Origin of the sequence: Enterobacter sp. MEB024 (assembly GCF_030209635.1) — a bacterium.
Taxonomy (GTDB): domain Bacteria; phylum Pseudomonadota; class Gammaproteobacteria; order Enterobacterales; family Enterobacteriaceae; genus Enterobacter; species Enterobacter ludwigii.
Genome location: NZ_JARVRQ010000001.1, coordinates 109,924 through 134,072, shown reverse-complemented (window position 1 = coordinate 134,072; position 24,149 = coordinate 109,924). Strand labels below are relative to the sequence as shown.

The following is a 24,149-nucleotide window of genomic DNA, read 5'->3' as shown; positions in this document are numbered from 1 at the left end:
GCGGCGAGTATGTTTAAGCAATACCTGCAAGTCACGAAACCAGGCATCATCTTTGGCAACCTGATCTCCGTAATTGGGGGGTTCCTGCTGGCCTCTAAAGGCAGCATCGATTACACCCTCTTTATCGCTACGCTGGTCGGTGTGTCGCTGGTTGTTGCATCCGGTTGTGTATTTAACAACTACATCGACATGGATATCGACAAGAAGATGGAAAGGACTAAAAATCGGGTGCTGGTTAAAGGCCTGATCGCCCCTTCCGTCTCGCTGGTGTACGCCACCTTGCTGGGTATTGCTGGCTTTATGCTGCTGTGGTTTGGCGCTAATCCTCTGGCTTGTTGGCTGGGGGTGATGGGGTTCGTCGTCTATGTGGGCGTTTACAGCCTGTATATGAAACGCCACTCCGTCTACGGAACGCTGATTGGTTCTCTTTCCGGCGCTGCGCCGCCGGTGATTGGCTACTGCGCCGTCACGAACGAGTTCGACAGCGGTGCGCTGATCCTGCTGGCTATCTTTAGCCTGTGGCAGATGCCGCACTCCTATGCCATCGCGATTTTCCGCTTTAAGGATTATCAGGCAGCGAACATCCCGGTTCTGCCGGTCGTGAAGGGCATTTCCGTGGCTAAAAACCACATCACGCTGTACATCATCGCCTTTGCCGTGGCAACGCTGATGCTCTCTCTGGGCGGTTACGCCGGGTACAAATACCTGGCGGTAGCGGCTGCGGTGAGCGTCTGGTGGCTCGGCATGGCCCTGCGCGGCTACAAAGTGGAAGATGACAAGGTCTGGGCACGTAAGCTGTTCGTGTTCTCCATTGTCGCTATCACTTCGCTGTCGGTGATGATGTCCGTGGATTTCATGGTGCCTGATTCACACAACCTGCTGACTTACGTCTGGTAAGTCACACCAGGTGAATAAAAGGGTGCTTCGGCACCCTTTTTTATTCATCGAATCCATTAATAACGCATGTAATATTTGTTAAATAACCCTTTATTTACCCCGCCCCTTCCCCGCACTACACTATGGCCTGCTTTTGAATTGAGGTGGTAATGAACGATTATAAAATGACGCCAGGCGAATTGCGCGCGACCTGGGGTTTAGGGACTGTTTTCTCGCTACGGATGCTTGGCATGTTTATGGTCCTGCCTGTTCTGACCACGTACGGCATGGCGCTACAGGGTGCCAGCGAAGCGCTGATTGGCCTGGCGATTGGCATCTACGGTCTGGCTCAGGCGGTATTTCAGATCCCGTTTGGCCTGCTCTCGGATCGGGTTGGCCGCAAACCGCTGATTGTCGGCGGCCTGCTTATTTTTGTGCTCGGCAGCGTGATAGCCGCCCTCTCCCACTCCATCTGGGGAATTATTCTTGGTCGCGCCCTGCAGGGCTCTGGTGCGATTGCCGCCGCCGTGATGGCGCTGCTGTCAGACTTAACCCGTGAGCAGAATCGCACCAAAGCGATGGCGTTTATCGGCGTGAGCTTTGGCGTCACTTTCGCGATTGCGATGGTGCTCGGGCCTATCATCACCCATAAACTCGGCCTGCATGCCCTGTTCTGGATGATTGCCGTGCTGGCGACCGTCGGTATTGCGCTGACCCTTTGGGTGGTGCCGGACAGCAAAAACCACGTCCTTAACCGTGAATCCGGGATGGTGAAAGGCTGCTTCAGCAAAGTGCTGGTGGAACCGCGCCTGCTTAAACTTAACTTCGGCATCATGTGTCTGCACATCCTGCTGATGTCGACCTTTGTCGCCCTGCCCGGTCAGCTTGCCGCCGCGGGCTTCCCTGCCGCGGAGCACTGGAAAATCTATCTGGTGACCATGCTGATTTCGTTCGTTTCGGTCGTGCCGTTCATCATCTACGCCGAAGTGAAACGCAAGATGAAGCGCGTCTTCATTGGCTGCGTGGCGGTGCTGCTGATTGCCGAGATTGTGCTCTGGGGGTCCGGCCCGCACTTCTGGGAACTGGTGGCCGGCGTGCAGCTCTTCTTCCTGGCCTTTAACCTGATGGAAGCTCTGCTGCCATCGCTAATTAGCAAGGAGTCCCCGGCCGGCTATAAAGGCACAGCAATGGGGATCTACTCCACCAGCCAGTTTATCGGCGTGGCTATCGGGGGCTCGCTCGGCGGCTGGGTGGACGGCCTGTTTGATTCGCAAACTGTGTTCCTCGCGGGCGCACTGCTGGCGATGGTCTGGCTGCTGGTCGCAAGCAGCATGAAAGAGCCGCGCTACGTCAGCAGTCTGCGGGTCGAAATTCCTGAGGATGTTGAGATTACCGACGCGCTAAAACAGCGTCTTGAAGCAACGGAGGGGGTAAGTGAAGTGCTTATTGCCCCACAAGAGCGCAGCGCTTACGTCAAAATAGACAGTAAAGTGACTAACCGCTTCGAAATCGAGCAGGCTCTCAAAGCCTGAAAAAATGCCCGGTAAAACCGGGCATTTTTGTCTTAATCGCGGAAGTTCTTGAACTGGAACGGCTGCCCCAGATCGCCGCCACGTACCAGCGCCATAACGGCCTGCAGGTCATCGCGGGATTTACCGGTCACACGAATTTCTTCACCCTGGATTTGCGCCTGAACCTTCAGCTTGCTGTCCTTGATGAGCTTAACGATCTTCTTCTGAACCGCGCTCTCAATACCCTGCTTCAGTTTGGCTTCGACAAACCAGTTTTTACCGCTATGCACAAACTCGTCTGGTACATCCAGTGAGGTGCCTTCAATACCGCGTTTAAGCAGCTTGGCGCGCAGAATATCCAGCAGCTGGTTAACCTGGAAATCAGATTCGCTCAGGACCTTAATGGTCTTATTCGCATCGTTCAGCTCGAAAGTTGCCTCAACGCCACGAAAGTCGAAACGTGACTCAACTTCACGGCTTGCGTTTTCAACGCCGTTGCGGACTTCCTGGATATCAACTTCGGAAACAATATCGAAAGATGGCATCTTTTCTTCTCCCTTCATTTTTGTTGCGTTGCATAATACCCGCTACAAGGCAGATACCCCAAATAATTCGAGTTGCAGCTATCCCTGGCCGCTCACGTGAGGAAACACCGCACAGATGTCACAGGGTTTACTCAACAGAAGCTTAGCTGACGGCGCTATACTTAGGCCGTAACACCTGGCGCAGTTGCAGGTGAGGAGGAACAATGAAAATTACAGTGCTCGGATGCGGAGCCCTTGGACAGCTATGGCTGACCGCGCTTTGCAAGCACGGACATGAGGTACAGGGCTGGCTGCGCGTGCCCCAGCCCTATTGCAGTGTGAACCTGATTGACGAAGACGGAAGTATATTCAACGAATCACTCACCGCGAACGATCCGGATTTTCTGGCGCAAAGCGATCTACTGCTGGTCACGCTCAAAGCATGGCAGGTATCAGATGCGGTAAAGACGCTGGCCGCGCAACTTCCCCCAGACTCCCCCATCCTGCTGCTGCATAACGGCATGGGAACCATTGATGAGCTGAAAAGCATCCCGCATCCCTTGTTGATGGCGACCACCACGCACGCTGCACGCCGCGATGGCAACATTATCGTGCATGTCGCCAGCGGCGTAACGCACATGGGCCCCGCCCGTACGCAGGATGGCGACTACAGCTATCTGGCGGATGTTCTGCAGAAGGTGCTGCCGGACGTGGCCTGGCATGACACTATCCGCCCGCAGCTGTGGCGCAAGCTGGCGGTTAACTGCGTGATCAATCCGCTGACGGCGCTGTGGAACTGCCCGAACGGGGAACTGAAAAATCATCCGCAGGAAATTGCCACCCTGTGCGCGGAGGTCGCCTCGGTTATCGAACGTGAAGGCCTGCATACCTCGGCGGAGGATTTGCGCTATTATGTTGAGCAGGTAATTGAAAGTACTGCAGAAAACATCTCCTCGATGTTGCAGGACATTCGGGCATTACGCCACACAGAGATTGATTACATCACGGGCTATTTGCTTAAACGCGCCCGCGCCCACGGCATTGCCGTGCCGGAAAATGCCCGTCTGTATGACCTGGTTAAACGTAAGGAGAGTGAATATGAGCGCGTCAGCACTGATCTGCCTCGCCCCTGGTAGCGAAGAGACAGAAGCCGTCACCACCATTGATTTGATGGTGCGCGGCGGCATTAACGTGACCACCGCCAGTGTCGCCAGCGACGGTAATCTGACCATCACCTGTTCACGGGGCGTAAAAATCCTCGCCGATGCACCGCTCGTGCAGGTGGCCGACGGGGATTACGACATCATCGTACTGCCGGGCGGCCTGAAGGGCGCGGAGTATTTTCGCGACAGCCCGCTCCTGGTCGAAACTGTCAGGCAATTCCATCTGTCGGGGCGCATCGTTGCGGCAATTTGTGCCGCAGCCGGCACGGTTCTGGTGCCGCATAACATTTTCCCGATCGGGAATATGACCGGTTTCCCGGGACTGAAAGAGACCATTCCTGAAGAGCAATGGGTGGATAAACGTGTGGTCTGGGATCCGCGCGTCAATCTGCTCACCAGCCAGGGGCCGGGTACCGCGATCGATTTTGGACTGAAGATTATCGACCTGCTGGTCGGGCGTGAGAAAGCCTACGAGGTGGCGTCGTCGTTAGTAATGGCAGCGGGGATTTATAATTTTTACGAAGCGTAGCGTGTATAGAAAGCCGGGTAAGCGAAGCCGCCACCCGGCAAACGGTTAAGGGCGATAGACCTTCACATTCGCAAAGCCCTGCTCGCGCAGATACAGTGCCTGCAAACGGCTCATCACCCCGCGCTCGCACCACAGCAGATACGTTTTGCTCTGGTCGAGATCGCCGAATTTGGTGCTCAGCTTGTAGAACGGCAGAGAAACCACGTCCACGCCTTCAACCTGCAGCGGTTTGTCATCCTGTTCATCAATGGAACGGATATCCAGAATCGCGTCGTTGGCACCGAAACCGCTGACGGTTTCAACTTCAACCACTTCCTGCTCGGTCTGCTGGGCAATCTCGCGGATATCGATGTTGGTCGCTTCCGCCACCACCTTCTCCAGAATGCCGAAATCGAAGTTCTCTTCTTCGGCTTCGATCTTCGCCTTCACCGCTTTGACGGTCGGGCTTTTTGAGATCACACCGCAGTATTCCGGCATGGTGCGGGCAAAATCTTCGGTACCGATTTTGCGCGCCAGATCGATGATGTGCTCTTTATCGTAGGAGATCAGCGGACGCAGGATCAGGGTATCCGATACGTTGTCGATAAGACGCAGGTTGGTCAGGGTCTGGCTGGAGACCTGGCCCAGCGCTTCACCGGTGACCAGCGCCTGCACGCCGTAGCGCTCTGCCACTTTGGACGCTGCACGCACCATCATGCGCTTCAGCACCACGCCCATCTGACCGTCGTCCACTTTTTCAAGGATTTCGCCGACCACTGGCTCAAAGTTGATCGCCACAAAACGCACGCGGTGGGAGCTGCCGAAGCGGTTCCACAGATAGTGCGCGACCTGACGCACGCCGATTTCATGCGCCGCACCGCCCAGGTTAAAGAAGCAGTAGTGTACGCGACAGCCGCGGCGCATCAGCATATAGCTGGAAACACCGGAGTCGAAACCGCCGGAGATCAGCGACAGGACATCTTCCTGCGTGCCGATTGGGAAACCGCCGATACCTTCATAACGGCCTTTCACCAGCAGCAGGCGATCGTTTTCGATCTCCAGATTAACGGTCACGTCCGGGTTAGTCAGGCGCACGCGCGCGCTCTCAACGTGCTGATTGAGGCCGCCACCCACATAGCGCTCCACTTCAATGGAGCTAAACTCATGCTTACCACGACGCTTCACGCGCACGCAGAAGGTTTTGCCTTCAATCTGATCGCGATACTGCACCAGCGCTTTTTCAAAAATGTCATGCAGGGAGGTGTAAGGAACGTCTTCCACTTCCAGAATATGGTGAATGCCCGGAATACGGGTCAGCGCGTCGCGAATATCCTGACGTTTGTTTTCATCTTTCGCGCGAACCTCAACGTGGTCCCAGTGACGCACTACGGCGAGCGTTTCGTCGTAGTGTTTTAATACGTTACGAATGTTCCCGGTGAGAATTTTAATAAAGCGCAAACGCACAGATTGGCTTTTGATGGTGATTTCAGGGAACAATTTAATGATAAACTTCATGGCGGCAATGTTTCTTAGGCAAGCTTAAGGCTTGTAATGGAAAATGAAATATACACAAAATCATTCAGGTGGCATCAACGCGGCGAGTCACAGCCCCCCGCAAGCTTACGCGAGTAAGTAACGGAAAGGCGCAAACGTAGCCCAAACAGAGACAACCTGAAGGATGACGTGTATAGCAGCCCACACCCGTGGCTGCATCCAGGCGCGCAAGTATATCATCTTCACGCCGCTCCTGTGCACATTGCGCGTTATTTGATAATTGCCCCGAGTCCGTTACCATGTCGGGGCTGAGAATATAAGAGTCAATTCACTATGCCGAAGAAGAACGACGCACCGGCCAGTTTTGAAACTGCGCTGAGTGAGCTGGAGCAGATTGTCACCCGCCTTGAGAGCGGCGATTTACCGCTGGAAGAGGCGCTCAATGAATTCGAGCGCGGCGTGCAGCTGGCGCGCCAGGGGCAGGTCAAACTGCAGCAGGCCGAGCAGCGCGTGCAGATCCTGCTGTCCGACAGCGAAGACGCTAAAACTACGCCATTCACACCGGACGCCGAGTAAATGGATTTCGCCAACGAGCTTCAGGCATGCGTCGCGCGTGCCAACGATGCGCTGCGCCGTTTTATTGAGCCACAGCCTTTTCAGAACACTCCACTGGTTGAAGCCATGCACTATGGCGCACTCTTGGGTGGAAAGCGCCTGCGTCCGTTTCTGGTCTACGCCACGGGCAATATGTTTGGTATCAGCGCTAACACGCTGGATGCCCCGGCAGCCGCCGTTGAGTGCATCCATGCCTACTCGCTGATCCATGATGATTTGCCGGCCATGGACGACGACGATCTGCGTCGTGGCCAGCCTACCTGCCACATCAAGTTTGGCGAAGCGAATGCCATTCTGGCGGGGGATGCCCTGCAAACCCTGGCGTTCTCGATTCTGAGCGATGCGCCGATGGCCGAAGTGGCCGACCGTGACCGTCTGTCAATGATCTCTGAACTGGCAATGGCCAGCGGCGTCGCCGGTATGTGTGGCGGTCAGGCACTGGATCTTGAAGCGGAAGGACGTCAGGTTAATCTGGAACAGCTGGAGCGTATTCATCGCCATAAAACGGGCGCATTGATTCGTGCAGCCGTTCGTCTGGGCGCCCTGAGCGCGGGTGAACAGGGGCGCAAAGCCCTGCCGATACTGGACAGATACGCAGAAAGTATCGGTCTGGCATTCCAGGTTCAGGATGACATTCTGGATGTGGTGGGCGATACTGCAACATTGGGTAAACGTCAGGGTGCGGATCAGCAGCTTGGCAAAAGTACCTACCCCGCCCTGCTGGGTCTTGAGCAAGCCCAACGTAAAGCCCGGGATCTGATAGAGGATGCCCGCCAGTCGCTGAATCAACTGGCCGCGCAATCACTGGATACTTCGGCACTGGAAGCGCTAGCGGACTATATAATCCAGCGTGATAAATAAACACACTATCTCGATGAGCCTTTGATGAGTTTTGATATTGCCAAATACCCGACACTGGCGTTAGTTGACTCCACCCAGGAGTTACGCCTGTTGCCGAAAGAGAGCCTGCCGAAGCTGTGCGATGAGCTGCGTCGCTACCTGCTCGACAGCGTAAGCCGCTCCAGCGGCCATTTCGCCTCCGGGCTTGGCACGGTAGAGCTGACCGTGGCGCTGCACTATGTCTATAACACGCCGTTCGATCAGCTCATCTGGGATGTCGGCCACCAGGCCTATCCGCATAAAATTCTGACCGGACGTCGCGATAAAATTGGCACCATTCGTCAGAAAGGCGGCCTGCATCCGTTCCCATGGCGTGGCGAGAGCGAGTACGACGTATTAAGCGTTGGGCACTCCTCCACCTCGATCTCTGCGGGTATCGGTATTGCGGTGGCAGCCGAAAAAGAGAATAAACAGCGTCGTACCGTCTGCGTCATTGGCGACGGGGCGATCACTGCCGGTATGGCCTTTGAGGCCATGAACCACGCGGGCGATATCAAGCCAGACATGCTGGTTATCCTTAATGATAACGAAATGTCGATTTCCGAAAACGTGGGCGCGCTGAACAACCATCTGGCGCAGCTGCTCTCTGGCAAGCTTTACTCCTCGCTGCGCGAAGGCGGCAAAAAAGTCTTCTCCGGCGTACCGCCAATCAAAGAACTGCTTAAACGCACCGAAGAACACATCAAAGGCATGGTCGTGCCGGGTACGCTGTTTGAAGAGCTGGGCTTTAACTATATTGGTCCGGTGGACGGGCATGACGTTCTGGGGCTTGTCACCACGCTGAAAAACATGCGTGACCTGAAAGGCCCGCAGTTCCTGCATATCATGACCAAAAAAGGCCGTGGATACGAACCGGCGGAAAAAGATCCCATCACCTTCCACGCGGTACCGAAATTCGACCCGAGCAGCGGTTGCCTGCCTAAAAGCAGCGGCGGCATGCCGAGCTATTCAAAAATCTTTGGCGACTGGCTGTGTGAAACCGCCGCTAAAGACAATAAGCTCATGGCGATCACCCCGGCCATGCGTGAAGGTTCTGGCATGGTGGAGTTCTCCAAAAAATACCCGGACCAGTATTTTGACGTTGCCATTGCCGAGCAGCACGCGGTGACCTTTGCGGCAGGCCTGGCGATTGGCGGTTATAACCCGGTTGTCGCCATTTATTCCACCTTCCTGCAACGCGCCTACGACCAGGTGATCCATGACGTTGCCATCCAGAAGCTGCCGGTCCTGTTTGCTATCGACCGCGCAGGCATTGTGGGTGCTGACGGCCAGACGCACCAGGGGGCATTTGACCTGTCGTTCCTGCGCTGCGTCCCGGATATGGTCATCATGACGCCAAGCGATGAGAACGAATGTCGTCAGATGCTGTTTACCGGCTACCACTATCAGGATGGCCCTAGTGCGGTGCGCTACCCGCGCGGCAATGCCGTCGGCGTTGAACTGCAGCCGCTGGAAAAACTGCCGATAGGTAAAGGTCTGGTGAAACTTCGCGGTGAGAAAGTGGCGATCCTGAACTTTGGTACGCTGATGCCGGAGGCCGCGAAAGTGGCTGAAACGCTGAATGCGACCCTCGTGGATATGCGCTTTGTGAAGCCGCTCGACGAGGCCCTGATCCTGAGCATGGCGGAATCTCATGACGTGCTGGTCACGCTGGAAGAAAACGCCATCATGGGCGGCGCGGGCAGCGGCGTGAACGAAGTGCTGATGGCTAACCGTAAAGCCGTGCCGGTACTGAACCTTGGTCTGCCGGATCATTTCATTCCACAAGGTACCCAGGACGAAGCCCGTGCGGCGATTGGCCTGGATGCGGCCGGCATTGAGTCGAAAATCCGCTCCTGGCTTGCCTGATCCCTCCCCTTTTCCGCTCCTGCTATGCTTAAACGTATTGTTTAAAAAAGCAGGAGCGGAACCATGCAATACACGACATTAGGAAAAACAGACCTTCAGGTTTCCCGACTTTGCCTGGGATGCATGACCTTTGGCGAGCCAGACCGGGGAAATCACGCCTGGACGCTGCCGGAAGAGAGCAGCCGCCTTATCATCAAACGCGCACTCGACGGCGGGATTAACTTTTTTGATACTGCCAACAGTTACTCCGACGGCAGCAGCGAAGAGATTGTCGGCCGCGCCCTGCGCGATTTTGCCCGCCGTGACGATGTGGTCGTCGCCACCAAGGTATATCACCAGGTGGGTGATTTGCCTGAAGGCCTTTCCCGTGCGCAAATCCTGCGATCCATTGATGACAGCCTCCGGCGCCTGAATATGGATTATGTCGACCTGCTGCAGATCCACCGCTGGGATTACAACACGCCGATTGAAGAGACGCTGGAAGCCCTTAACGATGTGGTTAAGGCCGGGAAGGCGCGTTACATCGGCGCATCGTCTATGCACGCTTCGCAGTTTGCCTCAGCGCTTGATCTTCAGGCGCAGCACGGCTGGGCACGGTTTGTCACCATGCAGGATCACTACAACCTTATCTATCGCGAAGAAGAGCGCGAGATGCTGCCGCTCTGCTATCAGGAAGGCGTAGCGGTGATCCCATGGAGTCCCCTGGCGCGCGGACGCCTCACCCGACCATGGGGAGAGACCACCGCCCGCTCGGTGTCGGATGCGTTCGGTAAAACCTTATACGAAGGTACGGAAGCCAGCGATGCGTTGATCGCCGAGCGTTTAGCGGGGATTGCCGATGATACCGGTGCCACACGTGCGCAGGTAGCGCTGGCGTGGCTGCTGAGCAAACGCGGAGTCGCGGCACCGATTATCGGTACATCGCGGGAAGAACAACTGGATGAGTTGTTGAGTGCCGTTGATTTAACGCTGACGCCTGAGCAAGTCGCCGAGCTGGAAACGCCGTACCAGCAGCATCCGGTGGTAGGGTTTAAGTAAGCCCTCGCCCTGCCCGTCTCCCAAAAGGAGAGGGAACAAAACCCCTCGGCCGGGTAAGCGCAGCGCTACCCGGCAGACGAATCACGCAAAGTGGTCGTAACCCTTCCAGTCAAGCGTAACCGGCGCGCCATCACGCACAAATTTCAGCCCTTCACTTTCCGGCATAATCTGCCCGATACAGGTAAACTTCGCCCCAAGGTGAGCTAGCGCCACGTCCAGCGTTCCCCGGTTCAGCTCCGGTACGGTAAAGCACAGCTCATAATCTTCGCCGCCGGAGAGCGCCCAGCGCAGAGCCTGCTCGGGCTCCACATGGCGAAGCAATGGCTCTGACAGCGGGAACAGATCCAGATCTACGCGCGCGCCCACACCGCTGGCCTTCAGAATATGGCCGAGATCGGAGATAAGCCCGTCAGAGAGATCGATAGCCGAGCTTGCCCGCTCGCGCAGCGCCTGGCCGTGCAAAATACGCGGCGTTGGGCGCAGATGGCGTTTCACCAGATATGCCGCATCGTCGGCATCCTTGACGCGTAAGCGGTCCTGGAGGATTGCCAGCCCTGCGGCGCTGTCGCCCGGCGTGCCGGTCACGTAGATCCAGTCACCCGGCTTTGCGCCCGAGCGTTTCAGCGCCCGGCCCAGCGGGACATAGCCGTGGATCGCAAGCGTCATCGACAGCGGCCCGGCAGTGGTGTCACCGCCAATCAGCTGCATATCGTAGTAGTTGAGCTGATCAAACAGCGCATCGCTAAAGGCTTCAAGCCAGTCTTCGTCCACCTCGGGCAGCGTCAACGCCAGCGTCAGCCACGCGGGATCGGCGCCCATGGCCGCTAAATCGCTTACGTTGACCGCCAGCGCTTTATACGCCAGATCGGCGGGATCGATATCAGGTAAAAAATGACGTCCGCACACTAAGGTGTCGGTGCTGATTGCCAGCGTCTGTTTTTCGGGAATATTGAGAAGTGCGCAGTCATCGCCAATGCCGGTTTCAACATCAAGACGAGAGGTTCTGACACGGTCGAAATAACGGGCAATCAGGGAGAATTCGCCGCATGCCATACGTTATGCCTCAGCAAATTAAATAAAAAAACCGGAGCCGCACTGCCCGGCAGGCAATGCAAAACTCCGGTTTGCGGATCACTTTTTGTGGGGACGGATCGCAGGTGCGGCTTTATCCAGCACGCCGTTTACAAATTTATGGCTGTCTTCAGCGCCGAAGGTTTTCGCCAGTTCGATCGCTTCGTTGATGGCCACTTTGTACGGCACATCATCACGTTTAGACAACTCAAACAGCGCGATACGCAACACTGCTTTCTCTACCTGACCCAGCTCTTCGAGCAGACGGGACAGATATGGCTTCATCAGACCATCGAGATACGCGCTATTAGTCGCCACTCCCGACAGCAGTTCACGGAAGTACAGAACGTCAACGTCTTTCACGTCCTGTTCTGACAGGAACTGGTATTCAACATCAGCGATGTCGTTCTGGGACAACTGCCAGGAGTAAAGTGCCTGGACGGCACATTCACGGGCGCGGCGACGAGCAGCAGGTTTCACGGAATTCCCCTTACAAAAAAATCAGGCCTTAATGGCTTTCAACACATTGATCATTTCAAGCGCGGTCAGTGCAGCTTCTGCACCTTTGTTACCGGCTTTGGTACCAGCGCGCTCAATGGCTTGTTCAATACTTTCGGTAGTCAGCACGCCAAACGCGACAGGAATTTCTGCATCCTGCGCAACGTGTGCCAGACCATTGCTTGCACCGCCTGCAACGTATTCGAAGTGTGCAGTGCCGCCACGAATAACGGTACCCAGCGCAATCACCGCGTCGTATTTACCGGTTTTCGCCAGCGCGCCCGCTGCCAGTGGCAGTTCATAAGCACCTGGAACCCAAACAACGGTAATGTTGTCATCTTTAACCTGGCCGATACGTTTCAGGGCGTCAATGGCACCTTCCAGCAGGCTGTCGTTGATGAAGTTGTTGAAACGCGCAATGGTGATGGCGACGCGAGCGTCCGGGGTAGCTACAGCAGCTTCAATAATGTTCATACTCTTCCTTTACGGGTTCATTTGGCCCCGCAGGGGGGCGGATTTTATCATAATACTTTGCGCACTGCTTCCCTATTTCAGGAGCAATTACGCTGGCGTTAAATGGAGGCAGACATCCGGGCCCACCGGACGAATCTCGCTAAATTTGAGTTGCGGTGCATCACCAAGTTTTTCAAGACCCGGCAGCACAAACAGACCACGCGCATCGTTACCCAACAGTTTAGGTGCTACGTAGACAATCAGCTCATCCACCAGCCCGGCCTGCAGCAGCGCGCCGGCCAGCGTCGGCCCCGCTTCTACCCAGATACTGTTCACCTGTTGCTTACCAAGCAGCATCATCAGCACCACTAAGTCGAGGTGCCCGTTATGCTCTGGCACCATGATGCTGCGTACGCCTTGCGGCCATTCACGCGCATCGTCCTGCGTGCGTGCAATCCAGGTTTCGCCCGGCTGTTGCACGATGCGGTGCGCAGGCGTGATGCGATTCTGGCTATCGATGACAATACGCAGCGGCTGACGCAGGTTTTCCTGCGGGTAGCACGCCTGGGTATCGGCATTCAGTTCATCCCAGCGCACGGTCATGGCAGGATTATCAGCCAGAACCGTTTCACTGCTGGTGAGGATAGCATGGCTTTGCGCGCGCAGACGTTGCACATCGCGCCTTGCCTGCGCAGAGGTGATCCACTGGCTCTCGCCGTTCGCCATCGCCGTGCGACCATCCAGTGAGGCCCCAAGCTTAAGCTGAATGTACGGGAACCCGGTGCGCATGCGCTTCAGGAAGCCTTTGTTGATCGCTTCTGCATCCTGCATCATCAGACCGTGACTGACGTCAATCCCTTCCTGCTGCAGTCGATACAGGCCGCGTCCGGCAACCTGCGGATTGGGATCCTGCATCGCCGCGACAACGCGCGCGACACCCGCTGCAATCAGTGCTTCGCAGCACGGCGGGGTACGGCCGTGGTGGCTGCAGGGTTCCAGCGTCACGTAGGCCGTTGCACCGCGCGCCTTTTCGCCGGCCATGCGCAGGGCATGAACTTCGGCATGGGGCTCACCGGCACGGTAGTGAAACCCTTCGCCCACGATCTCGCCATCGTTGACAATGACGCACCCGACGTTAGGGTTGGGATGGGTGGTAAAACGACCGCGCTGCGCCAGCTTCATGGCTCGCGCCATGTAAATCTCATCCTGCATGAGCTTAATCCTGTAAGCGGGCGATCTCTTCGCCAAACTCTTTGATATCTTCGAAACTGCGGTACACAGAGGCGAAGCGGATATAGGCGACCTTATCGAGCTTTTTCAGTTGCTCCATCACCAGGTTGCCAATCATCTTGCTTGGCACCTCGCGCTCACCCAAACCACGAAGGTAAGATTTTATGTGGTTTAACGCCATTTCGACGTCATCTGCACTGACAGGGCGTTTTTCCAGCGCCTTGAGCATCCCGCTGCGCAGTTTCTCTTCGTTAAACGGCTCACGCACGTCGTTACTTTTTACCACGCGCGGCATTACCAGCTCTGCAACCTCAAAGGTCGTGAAACGCTCGTTGCACACCAGACATTGCCGGCGGCGGCGTACGGAAGACCCTTCGCCCACAAGGCGAGAGTCGATAACTTTGGTATCCACAGCGGAGCAGAATGGGCAATGCATACGGTATCCCTGTTATGTGGTTAACTGATTTTCATTTTACCCTGATCTGGCCTGACAACAAAGGAAGAGCTTTTTGAGACAAAGGATCTATGCCTGTTGATGCGATGCTGGCTACCATTACGGAGATCCGTTATTTCAAGGAAATAAACGCAATGACAAGACGTTACCTGAAAATATTGCTGGTGGGGAGTCTGTTTACCCTTAGCGCCTGTGCACAGCAAACCGAAGTCCGTCAAATGAAACAAAGCGTGAATACGCTCAATACCGCGATGGACAAACTGAACAAAGAAACCGTGAAGATCACCCAGCAAAACGCGCTGAATGCCAAATCCAGCAGCGGGGTTTATCTGCTGCCCGGGTCTAACACCCCGGCGCGCCTTAACAGCCAGATTGGCACGCTGAAAATGTCGCTGGTTAACGTGGCGGCCAATGCGGATGGTACTCGCGCAACATTACGCATTCAGGGGGAATCCAACGATCCTCTGCCAGCCTTTAGCGGCACCGTCGAGTGGGGGCAGATTCAGGGCACCACCGAGAACTATCAGGAAGTGAACGTGAAGAGCCAGCTGTTCACCGCTCCCGCCAGCGTGCTGGCCCCGAGCGATGTTGACATTCCGATCCAGCTGAACGGACTTACGCCGGATCAGTTAGGTTTCATCCGCATTCACGATATCCAGCCCGCCGCGCAATAATCCCCTTTCAGCGGAGTGCAATGTCACTCCGCTAACATTTACAATCCGCAAAGATTGGCAACAGAAATCATTGCCGCTACAATCCCCGCCGTTTAAAGTACGCAAACGTGAACGCAATCGATTACGCGTGTGAGAGATATGTGAAACAACACATATTTTTGTGAGCAAGGATTCCTATAATAGGCTCCGCAGAAACACGAAATATTTAGAAACGCAATTCGTGCATTTTTCACTCCCGGAAGGGAATTTCAATCAGTGGCATGATTATGAAAAAAACATTACTCGCGGCTGGCGCCGTGCTGGCACTCTCCTCCACTTTCACTGTTAACGCAGCGGAAAACGATAAACCACAATACCTCTCCGACTGGTGGCACCAGAGCGTTAACGTGGTCGGCAGCTATCACACCCGTTTCGGACCACAGATCCGCAACGATACCTACCTGGAGTACGAAGCCTTCGCCAAGAAAGACTGGTTCGATTTCTACGGCTATATGGATGCGCCGGTCTTCTTCGGCGGTAACACCGATGCGAAAGGTATCTGGAACCACGGTTCCCCCCTGTTCATGGAGATCGAACCCCGCTTCTCCATTGATAAGCTGACGGGCACCAGCCTGGCGTTTGGTCCATTCAAAGAGTGGTACTTCGCGAACAACTACATCTACGACATGGGCCGTAACGCGTCCGGTCGTCAGAGCACCTGGTATATGGGTCTGGGTACCGACATCGATACCGGTCTGCCAATGAGCCTGTCCCTGAACGTCTATGCGAAATACCAGTGGCAGAACTACGGTGCCGCGAACGAAAACGAGTGGGATGGCTACCGTTTCAAAGTGAAATACTTTGTGCCAATTACCCAGCTGTGGGGCGGTAACCTGAGCTATATCGGTTTCACCAACTTTGACTGGGGTTCAGACCTGGGCGACAACGACTTCCGTGACCTGAACGGTAAGAAAGCGCGTACCAACGACTCCATCGCCTCCAGCCACATCCTGGCGCTGAACTACGATCACTGGCACTACTCCGTTGTTGCGCGTTACTGGCATAACGGCGGTCAGTGGAACGATGACGCAAGCCTGAACTTTGGCAATGGCGACTTCAGCGTACGTTCTACCGGCTGGGGTGGTTACCTGGTTGTCGGTTACAACTTCTGATGTGAAAGAAAACAAAAACGGACAAAGCCAGCTGATATGCTGGCTTTTTTATTGCTTAACCTTACGCAGAAAATCCGCCAGCGATCGCTCCGCGCTTTCGCTAAAACGCCTCTGCGTGAGCGTAATATTCAGACACCTGTCGAGCCGGAAGCAGCGGTAGTCATCACGCCGTTCACACCACGCGGCCAGCAGCCAATGCTCTCCCCAGAAGAACAGCCCCAGCGGCTGAATGTCGCGCCATGTCAGATGCCCGGCTTCATCACGATAATGCAGCGCCAGTACGCACTGGGCAGAAATAGCCTGATGAATAACATCAAAGTCGCTGCGCGAATGCGGCTGAAGCGCAATATCCGGCGCATATATTCGCGTCTGCTCCGCCTTACGTCGGCTCTCCTCGGGCAGGATCGCCAGTACCTTCTCCTGCGCCGACTCAAGCTCACGCGAGAGCGAGTCGCCCCCCCAGGTTTTCAGCAGACGGATGGCGACCATCAGCGCTTCAGATTCTTTGTTCGTCAGCATCAGCGGAGGTAAGTCAAAACCCGACATCAGCCGATAGCCGCTTCCCGCCTCCCCTTCCACCGGCACGCCGGAAAGCGACAGGTCGCGGATATCACGGTATACAGTCCGTTCCGATACGCTCAACCTGTCCGCCAGATGCGCTGCCGTTGTCAGACGCCTGCCTCTCAGGATCTGCACAATCTGAAACAAACGGTCAGCGCGTCGGGTCATATCGTATTCAGCTCTCAGGCAGGTTGATGGAGGCCGACGCGATTACCTTCGCTGTCGGTAAACAAGGCTATGGTGCCAATGCCACGCGGCAATTCCAGCGGGCCAAACACGCACTCGCCACCCGCAGACGCGATGCGATCGAGCGTTGCCGCCAGGTTGTCAGTATGCAGGTAAATAATAGCGCCCTGTACGGACGGTGTAATGCCCTCAAATTTTGCCAGCGCGCCGCCGGTGGCCGGATCGTCATGCGGGAAAACGGCTAACTCAGCCACATCCATTTTCTCTCGTCTCAGCTGTACCTGCATCACGGGTTCATAAAATTTGATAGCGCGATCCATATCGGCGACCGGAATTTCAAACCAGTTAATCACACTTTTCATACATCCTCCTGCCTGTTGTTTGGGTTCGAAAAGAGTCTACGACAGGGCTCCTGACAGCATACTGTCAGGAGTGTTTGGCAGGAGCAGATAAAAAAAATCCCGGTCAACAGACCGGGATTTCGGGAACGAACGACACGTCGTCTTACGGCAGAATAGACGGCTGATCCGCCCCTTCTTTCTCGACTTTCTGCTGGAGCAGGTGCTCGCGCTTCATGCCAAGTTTCAGTGCCAGTGCGGAGGCGACGTAGATAGACGAAGCCGTACCGATAGAGACACCGATCAGCATGGTCAGCGAGAAGCCTTCCAGTACCGGGCCACCGAAGAGGAACAGCATCAGGATCACCATCAAGGTGGTTCCGGATGTGATCAACGTACGGTGCAGCGTCTGGGTCAACGACACGTTAAAGATTTCGTACGGCGTACCGCGACGGATCTTACGGAAGTTTTCACGAATACGGTCAGATACCACGATACTGTCGTTCAGTGAGTAACCGATAACGGACATCAGGGATGCCACGATTGTCAGGTCAATCTCAATGTGGAACAGAGACAGTATGCCCATGGTGATCACCACGTCGTGCGCCAGGGCGATAACCACACCCGCCGCCAGTCGCCACTCAAAGCGGAAACCGACGTACACCAGAATGGAGATCAAAGCCACCAGCAGCGCCATCGCACCAGTTTGCGCCAGGTCAGCACCTACGCTTGGCCCGACGAACTCGATACGCTTAACCGTCGCATGCTGGTTGGTTGTTTCGTTAACCACGTTAACAACCTTGCTGCCCAGCTCCTGGCTGCCGTTCGCATCGTGCACCGGCGGCATACGCACCATGATGTCACGGCTGCTGCCGAAGTTCTGTAGCAACGGCTCTTCAAAGCCCGCTTTCTGCAGAGACTGGCGCATCTGGTCCATATCGACCGGTTTTTCCAGGGAGATCTCAATTACCGTACCACCGGTGAAATCAAGACCCCAGTTAAAGCCTTTCACGCCCATCACGATAAGGGAGAGGATCAGCAGTAAACCTGAAATGCCGAAAGCCCAGTAGTCCCAGCGCATAAAGTCCCAGACTTTACGGCCGTGGTTCAATTGTTCAACAGTATATTCCTGTGCCACAACGCACTCCTCAGATAGACAGCTTTTTGACGCGCTTGCCGCCATACAGCAGGTTCACGATGGCACGGGTGCCGACAATAGCGGTAAACATTGACGTTGCAACACCGATACCGGTGGTGATCGCAAAGCCTTTGATAGCGCCAGTCCCCACTGCATACAGGATAAGAACCTTAATCAGTGTTGTTACGTTCGCATCGAAGATGGAGCTGAATGCCCCTTTGTAGCCTTCGTCAATCGCCTGCTGAACAGAGCGACCGTTGCTTAACTCTTCTTTGATACGTTCGTTTATCAGTACGTTGGCGTCGACCGCCACCGCAAGGGTTAAGACGATACCGGCAATCCCCGGCATGGTCAGCGTCGCCCCCGGCAACAGAGACATGATGCCGATAATCAGCACCAGGTTCGCAACCAGTGCGCTTGTCGCAATCAGACCAAACTTCTTATAGAAGAAGATCATGAAGAGGATGGAGACCACCAGACCGGCCAGACACGCTTCCAGACCCTGCTTGATGTTTTGCATCCCCAGCGTTGGACCAATGGTACGTTCTTCAACAATCTGAATCGGTGCAATCAGCGCACCGGCACGCAGCAGCAGCGAAAGCTGACGCGCTTCGTTCGGGTTGTTGATACCGGTGATACGGAAGCTGTTACCCAGACGAGACTGGATGTTGGCGATGTTAATCACCTCTTCCTCTTTCACCAGCACCGCGCGGCCGTTTGCGTCTTTCTTACCGCTGTCTTTGTACTCCACGAACAGGGTCGCCATCGGTTTACCGATGTTGTCCTTGGTGAAGTTAGACATGATGTTACCACCCGCGCTATCCAGCGAGATGTTAACCTGCGGCTGGTTGTATTCGTCCTGGCTGGATGTGGAGTCGGTGATGTGGTCACCGGTCAGGATCACGCGTTTGTACAGCACAACTGGCTGACCTTCGCGGGTCTGTTTCACTTCCGAATCGCCCGGAATACGGCCTGCGGCAGCAGCGGACTGATCGACGTTGGAGTTAACCAGACGGAATTCCAGCGTAGCAGTTGCCCCCAGAATCTCTTTCGCACGTGCTGTGTCCTGAATACCCGGGAGTTCCACCACGATACGGTCAGCACCCTGACGCTGTACCAGTGGCTCAGCAACACCCAGCTGGTTTACACGGTTACGCAGAATATTGATGTTCTGCTGAACGGCGTATTCACGGGCTTCTTTCAGGCGAGCATCGGTCATCACCGCGCGCAGCTGGTTGCTGCCCTGAGAGGTGATCACGAGGTCACGGTGACGTTGAGTCAGGTAATCTACAGCCTGATCGCGCGCCGCGCTGTCGCGGAACGTGATGCTCATACCGTAGTTATCTTCTTTACGAACGGTAGTGTAAGCGATGCCTTTTTCGCGCAGATCGCTGCGCAGGCTGTCGATGTTTTGTTCCTGCAGTTTGCCGAGCGCGGTATCCATATCCACTTCCATCAGGAAGTGAACACCGCCACGCAGGTCAAGACCGAGTTTCATTGGCTCTGCATTCAACGCAGCCAGCCAACGCGGGGTTGCAGGAGCAAGGTTAAGCGCCACGACGTATTTATCACCCAGCACGCCCATCAGCACTTCGCGAGCGCGGAGCTGCGTGTCGGTGGTGTCGAAGCGAGCAAGAATTGCGCCCTCTTCCAGAGCCACAGACTTAGCGGTAATTTTTTCTTCTTGTAACGATTTCTGGACCTGGATCAGCGTTTGCTCACTGGCGGCGACACCGCGCGCGCCAGTGATTTGAACAGCCGGATCCTCACCATACAGGTTGGGAAGCGCGTACAGCAGGCCGACGAGAATCACGGCGACCAGCATGATGTACTTCCACAAAGGATAACGGTTTAACACGGCAGTTCCCTTTGGGAAAAGTTGGGATTACAGCGCCTTCATGGTGCCTTTCGGCAGAACGGCAGCTACGAAGTCACGTTTGATAACCACTTCAGTGGTGTCGTTCAGGGCAATAGCAATGTAGCCACTTTCAGCCACTTTGGTTACGCGACCGACCAGACCACCGTTGGTCAGCACTTCATCACCTTTGGCAATGGAGTCCATCAGCTTTTTGTGCTCTTTGGTACGCTTCTGCTGTGGGCGCAGGATCATGAAGTAGAAGATCAGACCGAACACAACCAGCATCAGAATCAGAGACATCGGGCTGCCCTGCGCCGGAGCACCTGTTGCCGCTACCGCATCAGAAATAAAAAAGCTCATTCAAATTCCCTCATTATTAAAATTAATCAACGTTCAAAGGTGGAACGGTTCGACCCTGACGTTGGTAAAAATCGGTCACGAAGCTCTCTAATTTACCCTCTTCAATAGCCTTGCGTAAACCAGCCATTAAGCGCTGATAATAACGAAGATTATGAATGGTATTGAGACGCGCGCCCAAAATCTCATTGCAACGATCAAGATGATGCAGGTACGCGCGAGAATAATTGCGACAGGTGTAGCAATCGCACTCGGAATCGAGCGGGCTGGTGTCACTCTTATGCTTCGCGTTACGGATTTTCACCACGCCATCGGTCACAAACAGATGACCGTTACGCGCGTTGCGGGTTGGCATAACGCAGTCGAACATATCAATGCCGCGGCGCACACCTTCAACCAGGTCCTCAGGTTTACCCACACCCATCAGGTAACGGGGTTTATCTGCCGGGATTTGCGGGCAGACATGCTCCAGAATGCGATGCATGTCTTCCTTCGGTTCACCCACAGCCAAACCGCCGACAGCGTAGCCATCAAAACCTATCTCTACCAGACCTTTAACAGAGATATCGCGTAAATCTTCGTAAACGCTGCCCTGGATAATACCGAACAGCGCATTTTTGTTCTGCAGGGAGTCAAAGCGGTCACGGCTACGCTTCGCCCAGCGCAACGACATCTCCATGGAGCGTTTCGCGTAATCCCAGTCGGCCGGGTATGGCGTACATTCGTCGAAGATCATCACGATATCAGAGCCGAGATCGTACTGAATCTCCATAGACTTTTCAGGATCGAGGAAAATCGGATCGCCGTTGATCGGGTTACGGAAGTGTACGCCCTGCTCGGTGATCTTACGGATGTCGCCCAGGCTGAAGACCTGGAAACCACCGGAGTCGGTCAGGATCGGGCCTTTCCATTGCATGAAGTCATGCAAATCGCCGTGCAGCTTCATGATCTCCTGACCAGGACGCAGCCACAGGTGGAAGGTATTGCCGAGGATAATCTGTGCGCCAGTGGCTTCCACTTCTTCCGGCGTCATCCCTTTTACGGTGCCGTAGGTGCCCACAGGCATAAACGCGGGGGTTTCCACCACGCCGCGATCAAACACCAGGCGGCCGCGACGTGCGCGACCATCGGTGGTATCGAGTTCAAATTTCATTTTTTCTCCGACGTCAGAAAAACAGTCCAACGTTGTAAAACGGTGCCGCGGACTTATTCCCCGACACGCTCATTCAAAGCCTGCGGATTGTACGTGATAAACATCGCGTCCCCGTAGCTAAAAAAGCGATATTTTTGTTCTACCGCAGACTTGTACGCCGCCATGGTGTGCTGATAACCCGCAAAAGCGGACACCAGCATAATCAGCGTTGATTCAGGCAGATGGAAGTTGGTTACCAGGGCATCAATCACGTTGTACTGATAGCCTGGGTAGATAAAGATCTGCGTATCGCCAAAGAAAGGCTCAATCAGGTCATTTTTGGCGGCCTGCGCGGCGCTCTCAAGGGAGCGTACCGACGTGGTGCCCACTGCCACAACGCGGTTACCGCGTGCTTTGGCGGCCAGAACGGCATCCACCACCTCTTGCGGCACTTCGGCATATTCGGAATGCATGATGTGGTCTTCGATGCTGTCCACGCGCACCGGCTGGAACGTACCCGCACCGACATGCAGGGTCACGAAGGCCATCTCGATGCCTTTCGCGCGCAATTTTTCCAGCAGCGGTTCATCAAAATGCAGGCCCGCCGTCGGCGCGGCGACCGCGCCAGGCTTCTGGCTATAGACGGTCTGGTACAGCTCGCGGTCAGCCTCTTCGTCCGGGCGCTCGATGTAAGGGGGCAGCGGCATATGGCCGATCGCATTCAGGATGTCGAGCACCGTGCGCTCGTCATTGAACGCCACCTCAAACAGCGCATCGTGACGCGCGGTCATGGTTGCACGGATGCTCTCATCATCGCCAAGCAGCAGCTCTGCACCCGGCTTCGGCGCTTTAGAGGCGCGAATATGTGCCAGAATACGTTTATCATCAAGCATACGTTCGACCAGCACTTCAATCTTGCCGCCGCTGGCTTTACGGCCAAACAGACGCGCCGGGATCACGCGGGTATTGTTAAAGACCAGCAGATCGCCAGGGTTGAGCTTGTCGAGCAAATCGGTGAAAGTACCGTGCGTCAGCTCGCCCGTCGGCCCATCCAGTGACAGCAAACGACAGCTACTGCGCTCAGGCATTGGGTAGTGAGCAATCAGGGATTCAGGTAGTTCAAAGGAGAAATCGGCGACGCGCATGACGTATACTCGTGACTTAAAAACAGGCGGCATAGTCTAGTGCTCACACCCTTTTGCTGCAACAACTAGCCGCCCCTGGACAAATAAAACGCATGAATTTTCTCGCTCACCTGCATCTTGCTCATCTCGCTGACAGTTCTCTTTCCGGCAATCTGCTGGCCGATTTCGTGCGCGGTAATCCCGCCGACGCGTACTCCGCAGAGGTTGTCGACGGGATTTTTATGCATCGCCGTATCGACGTACTGACCGATAACCTGCCGGAAGTCCAGGAAGCCAAAGCGTGGTTCCGCCCTGAAACGCGGCGCGTCGCACCGATCACGCTCGATGTAATGTGGGACCATTTCCTCTCGCGGCACTGGGAAACACTCTCTCCCGAGATGCCCCTAAACGCGTTCGTGCGCTATGCCCACCAGCAGGTGTCCATTATTTTGCCGGATTCGCCGCCGCGCTTTGTGAATCTGAATAACTATCTCTGGTCAGAACGCTGGCTTGAGCGCTATCGCGAGATGGACTTTATACAGAATGTGTTAAACGGGATGGCGAGTCGTCGACCGCGACTCGACGCGCTGCGCGACTCCTGGCATGACCTGGACGCCCACTACGAGGCGCTGGAGACACGATTCTGGCAGTTCTATCCGCGTATGATGACCCAGGCGAAAAACAAACAGCTATAACAGAAATGCCATTGATAGGTGAAAGCTTGCTGAACGATTGTTAGCGCCTCTTTGTCTTATCAATGAACACTCTCTATACTGGGCGGCGTTGCGTTCCAAATAACCTTAGTATCTACAGGAGAATCACATGGTTCTGGTAACTCGTCCGGCTCCGGATTTTACAGCTGCAGCAGTTCTGGGCAACGGTGAAATCGTTGAAAACTTCAACTTCAAACAGCACACCAACGGTAAAGCGACCGTTCTGTTCTTCTGGCCAATGGACTTCACTTTCGTTTGCCCGTCTGAGCTGATCGCATTCGACAAACGTTACGAAGAATTCCAGAAGCGTGGCGTAGAAGTTGTAGGCGTCTCCTTCGACTCTGAATTTGTACACAACGCATGGCGTAACACCCCTGTCGACAAAGGCGGCATCGGTGCGGTGAAATACGCAATGGTTGCGGACATCAAACGCGAAATCCAGCAGGCTTACGGTATCGAACATCCGGACGCTGGTGTTGCACTGCGCGGTTCTTTCCTGATCGACGCAAACGGCATCGTTCGTCACCAGGTTGTTAACGATCTGCCACTGGGTCGTAACATCGACGAAATGCTGCGCATGGTTGACGCGCTGCAGTTCCACGAAGAGCACGGTGAAGTGTGCCCGGCTCAGTGGGAAAAAGGTAAAGAAGGTATGAACGCGTCTCCGGACGGCGTTGCTAAATACCTGTCTGAGAACGTATCCAGCCTGTAATCGGCACGGTTTACGGAAAAGG

Annotated in this window: 26 protein-coding genes; 12 read left to right on the top strand and 14 right to left on the bottom strand. The window is 55.1% G+C overall.

Features of this window, described 5'->3' with window-relative positions; translation table 11 throughout:
• The first annotated feature begins 9 nt into the window (after positions 1 to 9).
• On the top strand, positions 10 to 897 hold the full coding sequence (gene cyoE / locus QRN24_RS00650; RefSeq protein ID WP_014168862.1) for a heme o synthase: 888 nt from the start codon (positions 10 to 12) through the stop codon (positions 895 to 897).
• 149 nt (positions 898 to 1,046) lie between these two features.
• Positions 1,047 to 2,408, top strand: coding sequence for an MFS transporter (locus QRN24_RS00645; RefSeq protein ID WP_032681561.1), 1,362 nt, complete (start codon positions 1,047 to 1,049; stop codon positions 2,406 to 2,408).
• A 32-nt stretch (positions 2,409 to 2,440) separates the two neighbouring features.
• Here the strand turns inward: QRN24_RS00645 and QRN24_RS00640 are convergent, their stop codons facing one another.
• Positions 2,441 to 2,932 (bottom strand): YajQ family cyclic di-GMP-binding protein, encoded by a 492-nt coding sequence (locus QRN24_RS00640; RefSeq protein WP_020885215.1) that lies wholly within the window; start codon positions 2,930 to 2,932, stop codon positions 2,441 to 2,443.
• Positions 2,933 to 3,135: 203 nt separating this feature from the next.
• Between QRN24_RS00640 and panE the strand changes: the two genes are divergently transcribed.
• Together panE and yajL are read left to right on the top strand one after the other, a co-directional pair.
• On the top strand, positions 3,136 to 4,047 hold the full coding sequence (gene panE, locus QRN24_RS00635) for a 2-dehydropantoate 2-reductase (RefSeq protein ID WP_014168859.1): 912 nt from the start codon (positions 3,136 to 3,138) through the stop codon (positions 4,045 to 4,047).
• Positions 4,010 to 4,603, top strand: coding sequence for a protein deglycase YajL (gene yajL, locus QRN24_RS00630; protein ID WP_020885217.1), 594 nt, complete (start codon positions 4,010 to 4,012; stop codon positions 4,601 to 4,603). The genes panE and yajL overlap by 38 nt, the downstream gene beginning before the upstream one ends.
• Positions 4,604 to 4,648: 45 nt before the next feature.
• Here the strand turns inward: yajL and thiI are convergent, their stop codons facing one another.
• Positions 4,649 to 6,097, bottom strand: a complete 1,449-nt coding sequence (gene thiI / locus QRN24_RS00625) for a tRNA uracil 4-sulfurtransferase ThiI (protein WP_014168857.1) — start codon at positions 6,095 to 6,097, stop codon at positions 4,649 to 4,651.
• A 312-nt stretch (positions 6,098 to 6,409) separates the two neighbouring features.
• Here thiI and xseB point away from each other — a divergent pair, with 312 nt between their 5' ends.
• The 4 genes from xseB to QRN24_RS00605 all read left to right on the top strand — a co-directional run bounded on the left by xseB (position 6,410) and on the right by QRN24_RS00605 (position 10,477).
• Complete coding sequence (gene xseB, locus QRN24_RS00620; RefSeq protein ID WP_008503331.1) at positions 6,410 to 6,652, top strand: exodeoxyribonuclease VII small subunit; 243 nt, start codon at positions 6,410 to 6,412, stop codon at positions 6,650 to 6,652.
• Entirely contained in the window at positions 6,653 to 7,552 is a 900-nt protein-coding gene (gene ispA, locus QRN24_RS00615; protein ID WP_014168855.1) for a (2E,6E)-farnesyl diphosphate synthase, read from the top strand.
• Positions 7,553 to 7,576: 24 nt separating this feature from the next.
• Positions 7,577 to 9,439, top strand: a complete 1,863-nt coding sequence (gene dxs, locus QRN24_RS00610) for a 1-deoxy-D-xylulose-5-phosphate synthase (RefSeq protein ID WP_284942212.1) — start codon at positions 7,577 to 7,579, stop codon at positions 9,437 to 9,439.
• Between the two features lie 63 nt (positions 9,440 to 9,502).
• Positions 9,503 to 10,477, top strand: a complete 975-nt coding sequence (locus QRN24_RS00605) for an aldo/keto reductase (protein WP_014168853.1) — start codon at positions 9,503 to 9,505, stop codon at positions 10,475 to 10,477.
• An 81-nt stretch (positions 10,478 to 10,558) separates the two neighbouring features.
• Here the strand turns inward: QRN24_RS00605 and thiL are convergent, their stop codons facing one another.
• The 5 genes from thiL to nrdR all read right to left on the bottom strand — a co-directional run bounded on the left by thiL (position 10,559) and on the right by nrdR (position 14,165).
• Positions 10,559 to 11,530 (bottom strand): thiamine-phosphate kinase, encoded by a 972-nt coding sequence (gene thiL / locus QRN24_RS00600; RefSeq protein ID WP_020885221.1) that lies wholly within the window; start codon positions 11,528 to 11,530, stop codon positions 10,559 to 10,561.
• A gap of 78 nt (positions 11,531 to 11,608) precedes the next feature.
• The gene (gene nusB / locus QRN24_RS00595; protein ID WP_006809908.1) at positions 11,609 to 12,028 is read right to left on the bottom strand and encodes a transcription antitermination factor NusB; all 420 of its coding nucleotides are present in this window, start codon (positions 12,026 to 12,028) and stop codon (positions 11,609 to 11,611) included.
• Between the two features lie 21 nt (positions 12,029 to 12,049).
• Entirely contained in the window at positions 12,050 to 12,520 is a 471-nt protein-coding gene (gene ribH / locus QRN24_RS00590) for a 6,7-dimethyl-8-ribityllumazine synthase (RefSeq protein WP_006176874.1), read from the bottom strand.
• An 87-nt stretch (positions 12,521 to 12,607) separates the two neighbouring features.
• Positions 12,608 to 13,711, bottom strand: a complete 1,104-nt coding sequence (ribD, locus tag QRN24_RS00585; protein WP_063925420.1) for a bifunctional diaminohydroxyphosphoribosylaminopyrimidine deaminase/5-amino-6-(5-phosphoribosylamino)uracil reductase RibD — start codon at positions 13,709 to 13,711, stop codon at positions 12,608 to 12,610.
• A gap of 4 nt (positions 13,712 to 13,715) precedes the next feature.
• Positions 13,716 to 14,165 (bottom strand): transcriptional regulator NrdR, encoded by a 450-nt coding sequence (nrdR, locus tag QRN24_RS00580; RefSeq protein ID WP_008503337.1) that lies wholly within the window; start codon positions 14,163 to 14,165, stop codon positions 13,716 to 13,718.
• 152 nt (positions 14,166 to 14,317) lie between these two features.
• Here nrdR and QRN24_RS00575 point away from each other — a divergent pair, with 152 nt between their 5' ends.
• On the top strand, positions 14,318 to 14,857 hold the full coding sequence (locus tag QRN24_RS00575; protein WP_025204974.1) for a SadB/YajI family lipoprotein: 540 nt from the start codon (positions 14,318 to 14,320) through the stop codon (positions 14,855 to 14,857).
• Positions 14,858 to 15,123: 266 nt separating this feature from the next.
• Complete coding sequence (locus QRN24_RS00570; RefSeq protein ID WP_025204975.1) at positions 15,124 to 16,008, top strand: nucleoside-specific channel-forming protein Tsx; 885 nt, start codon at positions 15,124 to 15,126, stop codon at positions 16,006 to 16,008.
• Positions 16,009 to 16,056: 48 nt separating this feature from the next.
• Here the strand turns inward: QRN24_RS00570 and QRN24_RS00565 are convergent, their stop codons facing one another.
• The 7 genes from QRN24_RS00565 to queA form a co-directional block, all read right to left on the bottom strand.
• Complete coding sequence (locus QRN24_RS00565) at positions 16,057 to 16,737, bottom strand: helix-turn-helix transcriptional regulator (RefSeq protein ID WP_014168847.1); 681 nt, start codon at positions 16,735 to 16,737, stop codon at positions 16,057 to 16,059.
• Positions 16,738 to 16,751: 14 nt separating this feature from the next.
• Positions 16,752 to 17,117, bottom strand: a complete 366-nt coding sequence (locus QRN24_RS00560; protein ID WP_020885224.1) for a VOC family protein — start codon at positions 17,115 to 17,117, stop codon at positions 16,752 to 16,754.
• 142 nt (positions 17,118 to 17,259) lie between these two features.
• Entirely contained in the window at positions 17,260 to 18,231 is a 972-nt protein-coding gene (gene secF, locus QRN24_RS00555) for a protein translocase subunit SecF (protein ID WP_020885225.1), read from the bottom strand.
• Positions 18,232 to 18,241: 10 nt separating this feature from the next.
• Complete coding sequence (gene secD, locus QRN24_RS00550; protein WP_014168844.1) at positions 18,242 to 20,089, bottom strand: protein translocase subunit SecD; 1,848 nt, start codon at positions 20,087 to 20,089, stop codon at positions 18,242 to 18,244.
• A 27-nt stretch (positions 20,090 to 20,116) separates the two neighbouring features.
• The gene (gene yajC, locus QRN24_RS00545) at positions 20,117 to 20,449 is read right to left on the bottom strand and encodes a preprotein translocase subunit YajC (protein WP_000007630.1); all 333 of its coding nucleotides are present in this window, start codon (positions 20,447 to 20,449) and stop codon (positions 20,117 to 20,119) included.
• Positions 20,450 to 20,471: 22 nt separating this feature from the next.
• The gene (gene tgt, locus QRN24_RS00540; protein ID WP_020885227.1) at positions 20,472 to 21,599 is read right to left on the bottom strand and encodes a tRNA guanosine(34) transglycosylase Tgt; all 1,128 of its coding nucleotides are present in this window, start codon (positions 21,597 to 21,599) and stop codon (positions 20,472 to 20,474) included.
• A gap of 53 nt (positions 21,600 to 21,652) precedes the next feature.
• Complete coding sequence (queA, locus tag QRN24_RS00535; RefSeq protein ID WP_032677507.1) at positions 21,653 to 22,723, bottom strand: tRNA preQ1(34) S-adenosylmethionine ribosyltransferase-isomerase QueA; 1,071 nt, start codon at positions 22,721 to 22,723, stop codon at positions 21,653 to 21,655.
• A gap of 92 nt (positions 22,724 to 22,815) precedes the next feature.
• On the opposite strand from queA, the gene acpH reads away from it, so the two are divergent.
• The gene (acpH, locus tag QRN24_RS00530; RefSeq protein ID WP_025204983.1) at positions 22,816 to 23,397 is read left to right on the top strand and encodes an ACP phosphodiesterase; all 582 of its coding nucleotides are present in this window, start codon (positions 22,816 to 22,818) and stop codon (positions 23,395 to 23,397) included.
• Between the two features lie 127 nt (positions 23,398 to 23,524).
• The gene (locus QRN24_RS00525) at positions 23,525 to 24,127 is read left to right on the top strand and encodes a peroxiredoxin (RefSeq protein ID WP_014168840.1); all 603 of its coding nucleotides are present in this window, start codon (positions 23,525 to 23,527) and stop codon (positions 24,125 to 24,127) included.
• The last annotated feature ends 22 nt before the right edge of the window (positions 24,128 to 24,149 follow it).

Excerpts from the sequence above, each read along its gene's own strand:
- yajL (WP_020885217.1), top strand. The coding sequence starts at position 4,010 with ATGAGCGCGTCAGCACTGATCTGCCTCGCCCCTGGTAGCGAAGAGACA.
- cyoE (WP_014168862.1), top strand. The coding sequence starts at position 10 with ATGTTTAAGCAATACCTGCAAGTCACGAAACCAGGCATCATCTTTGGC.
- QRN24_RS00575 (WP_025204974.1), top strand. The coding sequence starts at position 14,318 with ATGACAAGACGTTACCTGAAAATATTGCTGGTGGGGAGTCTGTTTACC.
- nrdR (WP_008503337.1), bottom strand. The coding sequence starts at position 14,165 with ATGCATTGCCCATTCTGCTCCGCTGTGGATACCAAAGTTATCGACTCT.
- ribD (WP_063925420.1), bottom strand. The coding sequence starts at position 13,711 with ATGCAGGATGAGATTTACATGGCGCGAGCCATGAAGCTGGCGCAGCGC.
- ispA (WP_014168855.1), top strand. The coding sequence starts at position 6,653 with ATGGATTTCGCCAACGAGCTTCAGGCATGCGTCGCGCGTGCCAACGAT.
- QRN24_RS00570 (WP_025204975.1), top strand. The coding sequence starts at position 15,124 with ATGAAAAAAACATTACTCGCGGCTGGCGCCGTGCTGGCACTCTCCTCC.
- acpH (WP_025204983.1), top strand. The coding sequence starts at position 22,816 with ATGAATTTTCTCGCTCACCTGCATCTTGCTCATCTCGCTGACAGTTCT.
- thiL (WP_020885221.1), bottom strand. The coding sequence starts at position 11,530 with ATGGCATGCGGCGAATTCTCCCTGATTGCCCGTTATTTCGACCGTGTC.
- panE (WP_014168859.1), top strand. The coding sequence starts at position 3,136 with ATGAAAATTACAGTGCTCGGATGCGGAGCCCTTGGACAGCTATGGCTG.
- thiI (WP_014168857.1), bottom strand. The coding sequence starts at position 6,097 with ATGAAGTTTATCATTAAATTGTTCCCTGAAATCACCATCAAAAGCCAA.
- QRN24_RS00525 (WP_014168840.1), top strand. The coding sequence starts at position 23,525 with ATGGTTCTGGTAACTCGTCCGGCTCCGGATTTTACAGCTGCAGCAGTT.
- xseB (WP_008503331.1), top strand. The coding sequence starts at position 6,410 with ATGCCGAAGAAGAACGACGCACCGGCCAGTTTTGAAACTGCGCTGAGT.
- tgt (WP_020885227.1), bottom strand. The coding sequence starts at position 21,599 with ATGAAATTTGAACTCGATACCACCGATGGTCGCGCACGTCGCGGCCGC.
- queA (WP_032677507.1), bottom strand. The coding sequence starts at position 22,723 with ATGCGCGTCGCCGATTTCTCCTTTGAACTACCTGAATCCCTGATTGCT.
- QRN24_RS00565 (WP_014168847.1), bottom strand. The coding sequence starts at position 16,737 with ATGACCCGACGCGCTGACCGTTTGTTTCAGATTGTGCAGATCCTGAGA.
- dxs (WP_284942212.1), top strand. The coding sequence starts at position 7,577 with ATGAGTTTTGATATTGCCAAATACCCGACACTGGCGTTAGTTGACTCC.
- QRN24_RS00640 (WP_020885215.1), bottom strand. The coding sequence starts at position 2,932 with ATGCCATCTTTCGATATTGTTTCCGAAGTTGATATCCAGGAAGTCCGC.
- QRN24_RS00560 (WP_020885224.1), bottom strand. The coding sequence starts at position 17,117 with ATGAAAAGTGTGATTAACTGGTTTGAAATTCCGGTCGCCGATATGGAT.
- QRN24_RS00645 (WP_032681561.1), top strand. The coding sequence starts at position 1,047 with ATGAACGATTATAAAATGACGCCAGGCGAATTGCGCGCGACCTGGGGT.
- QRN24_RS00605 (WP_014168853.1), top strand. The coding sequence starts at position 9,503 with ATGCAATACACGACATTAGGAAAAACAGACCTTCAGGTTTCCCGACTT.
- yajC (WP_000007630.1), bottom strand. The coding sequence starts at position 20,449 with ATGAGCTTTTTTATTTCTGATGCGGTAGCGGCAACAGGTGCTCCGGCG.
- ribH (WP_006176874.1), bottom strand. The coding sequence starts at position 12,520 with ATGAACATTATTGAAGCTGCTGTAGCTACCCCGGACGCTCGCGTCGCC.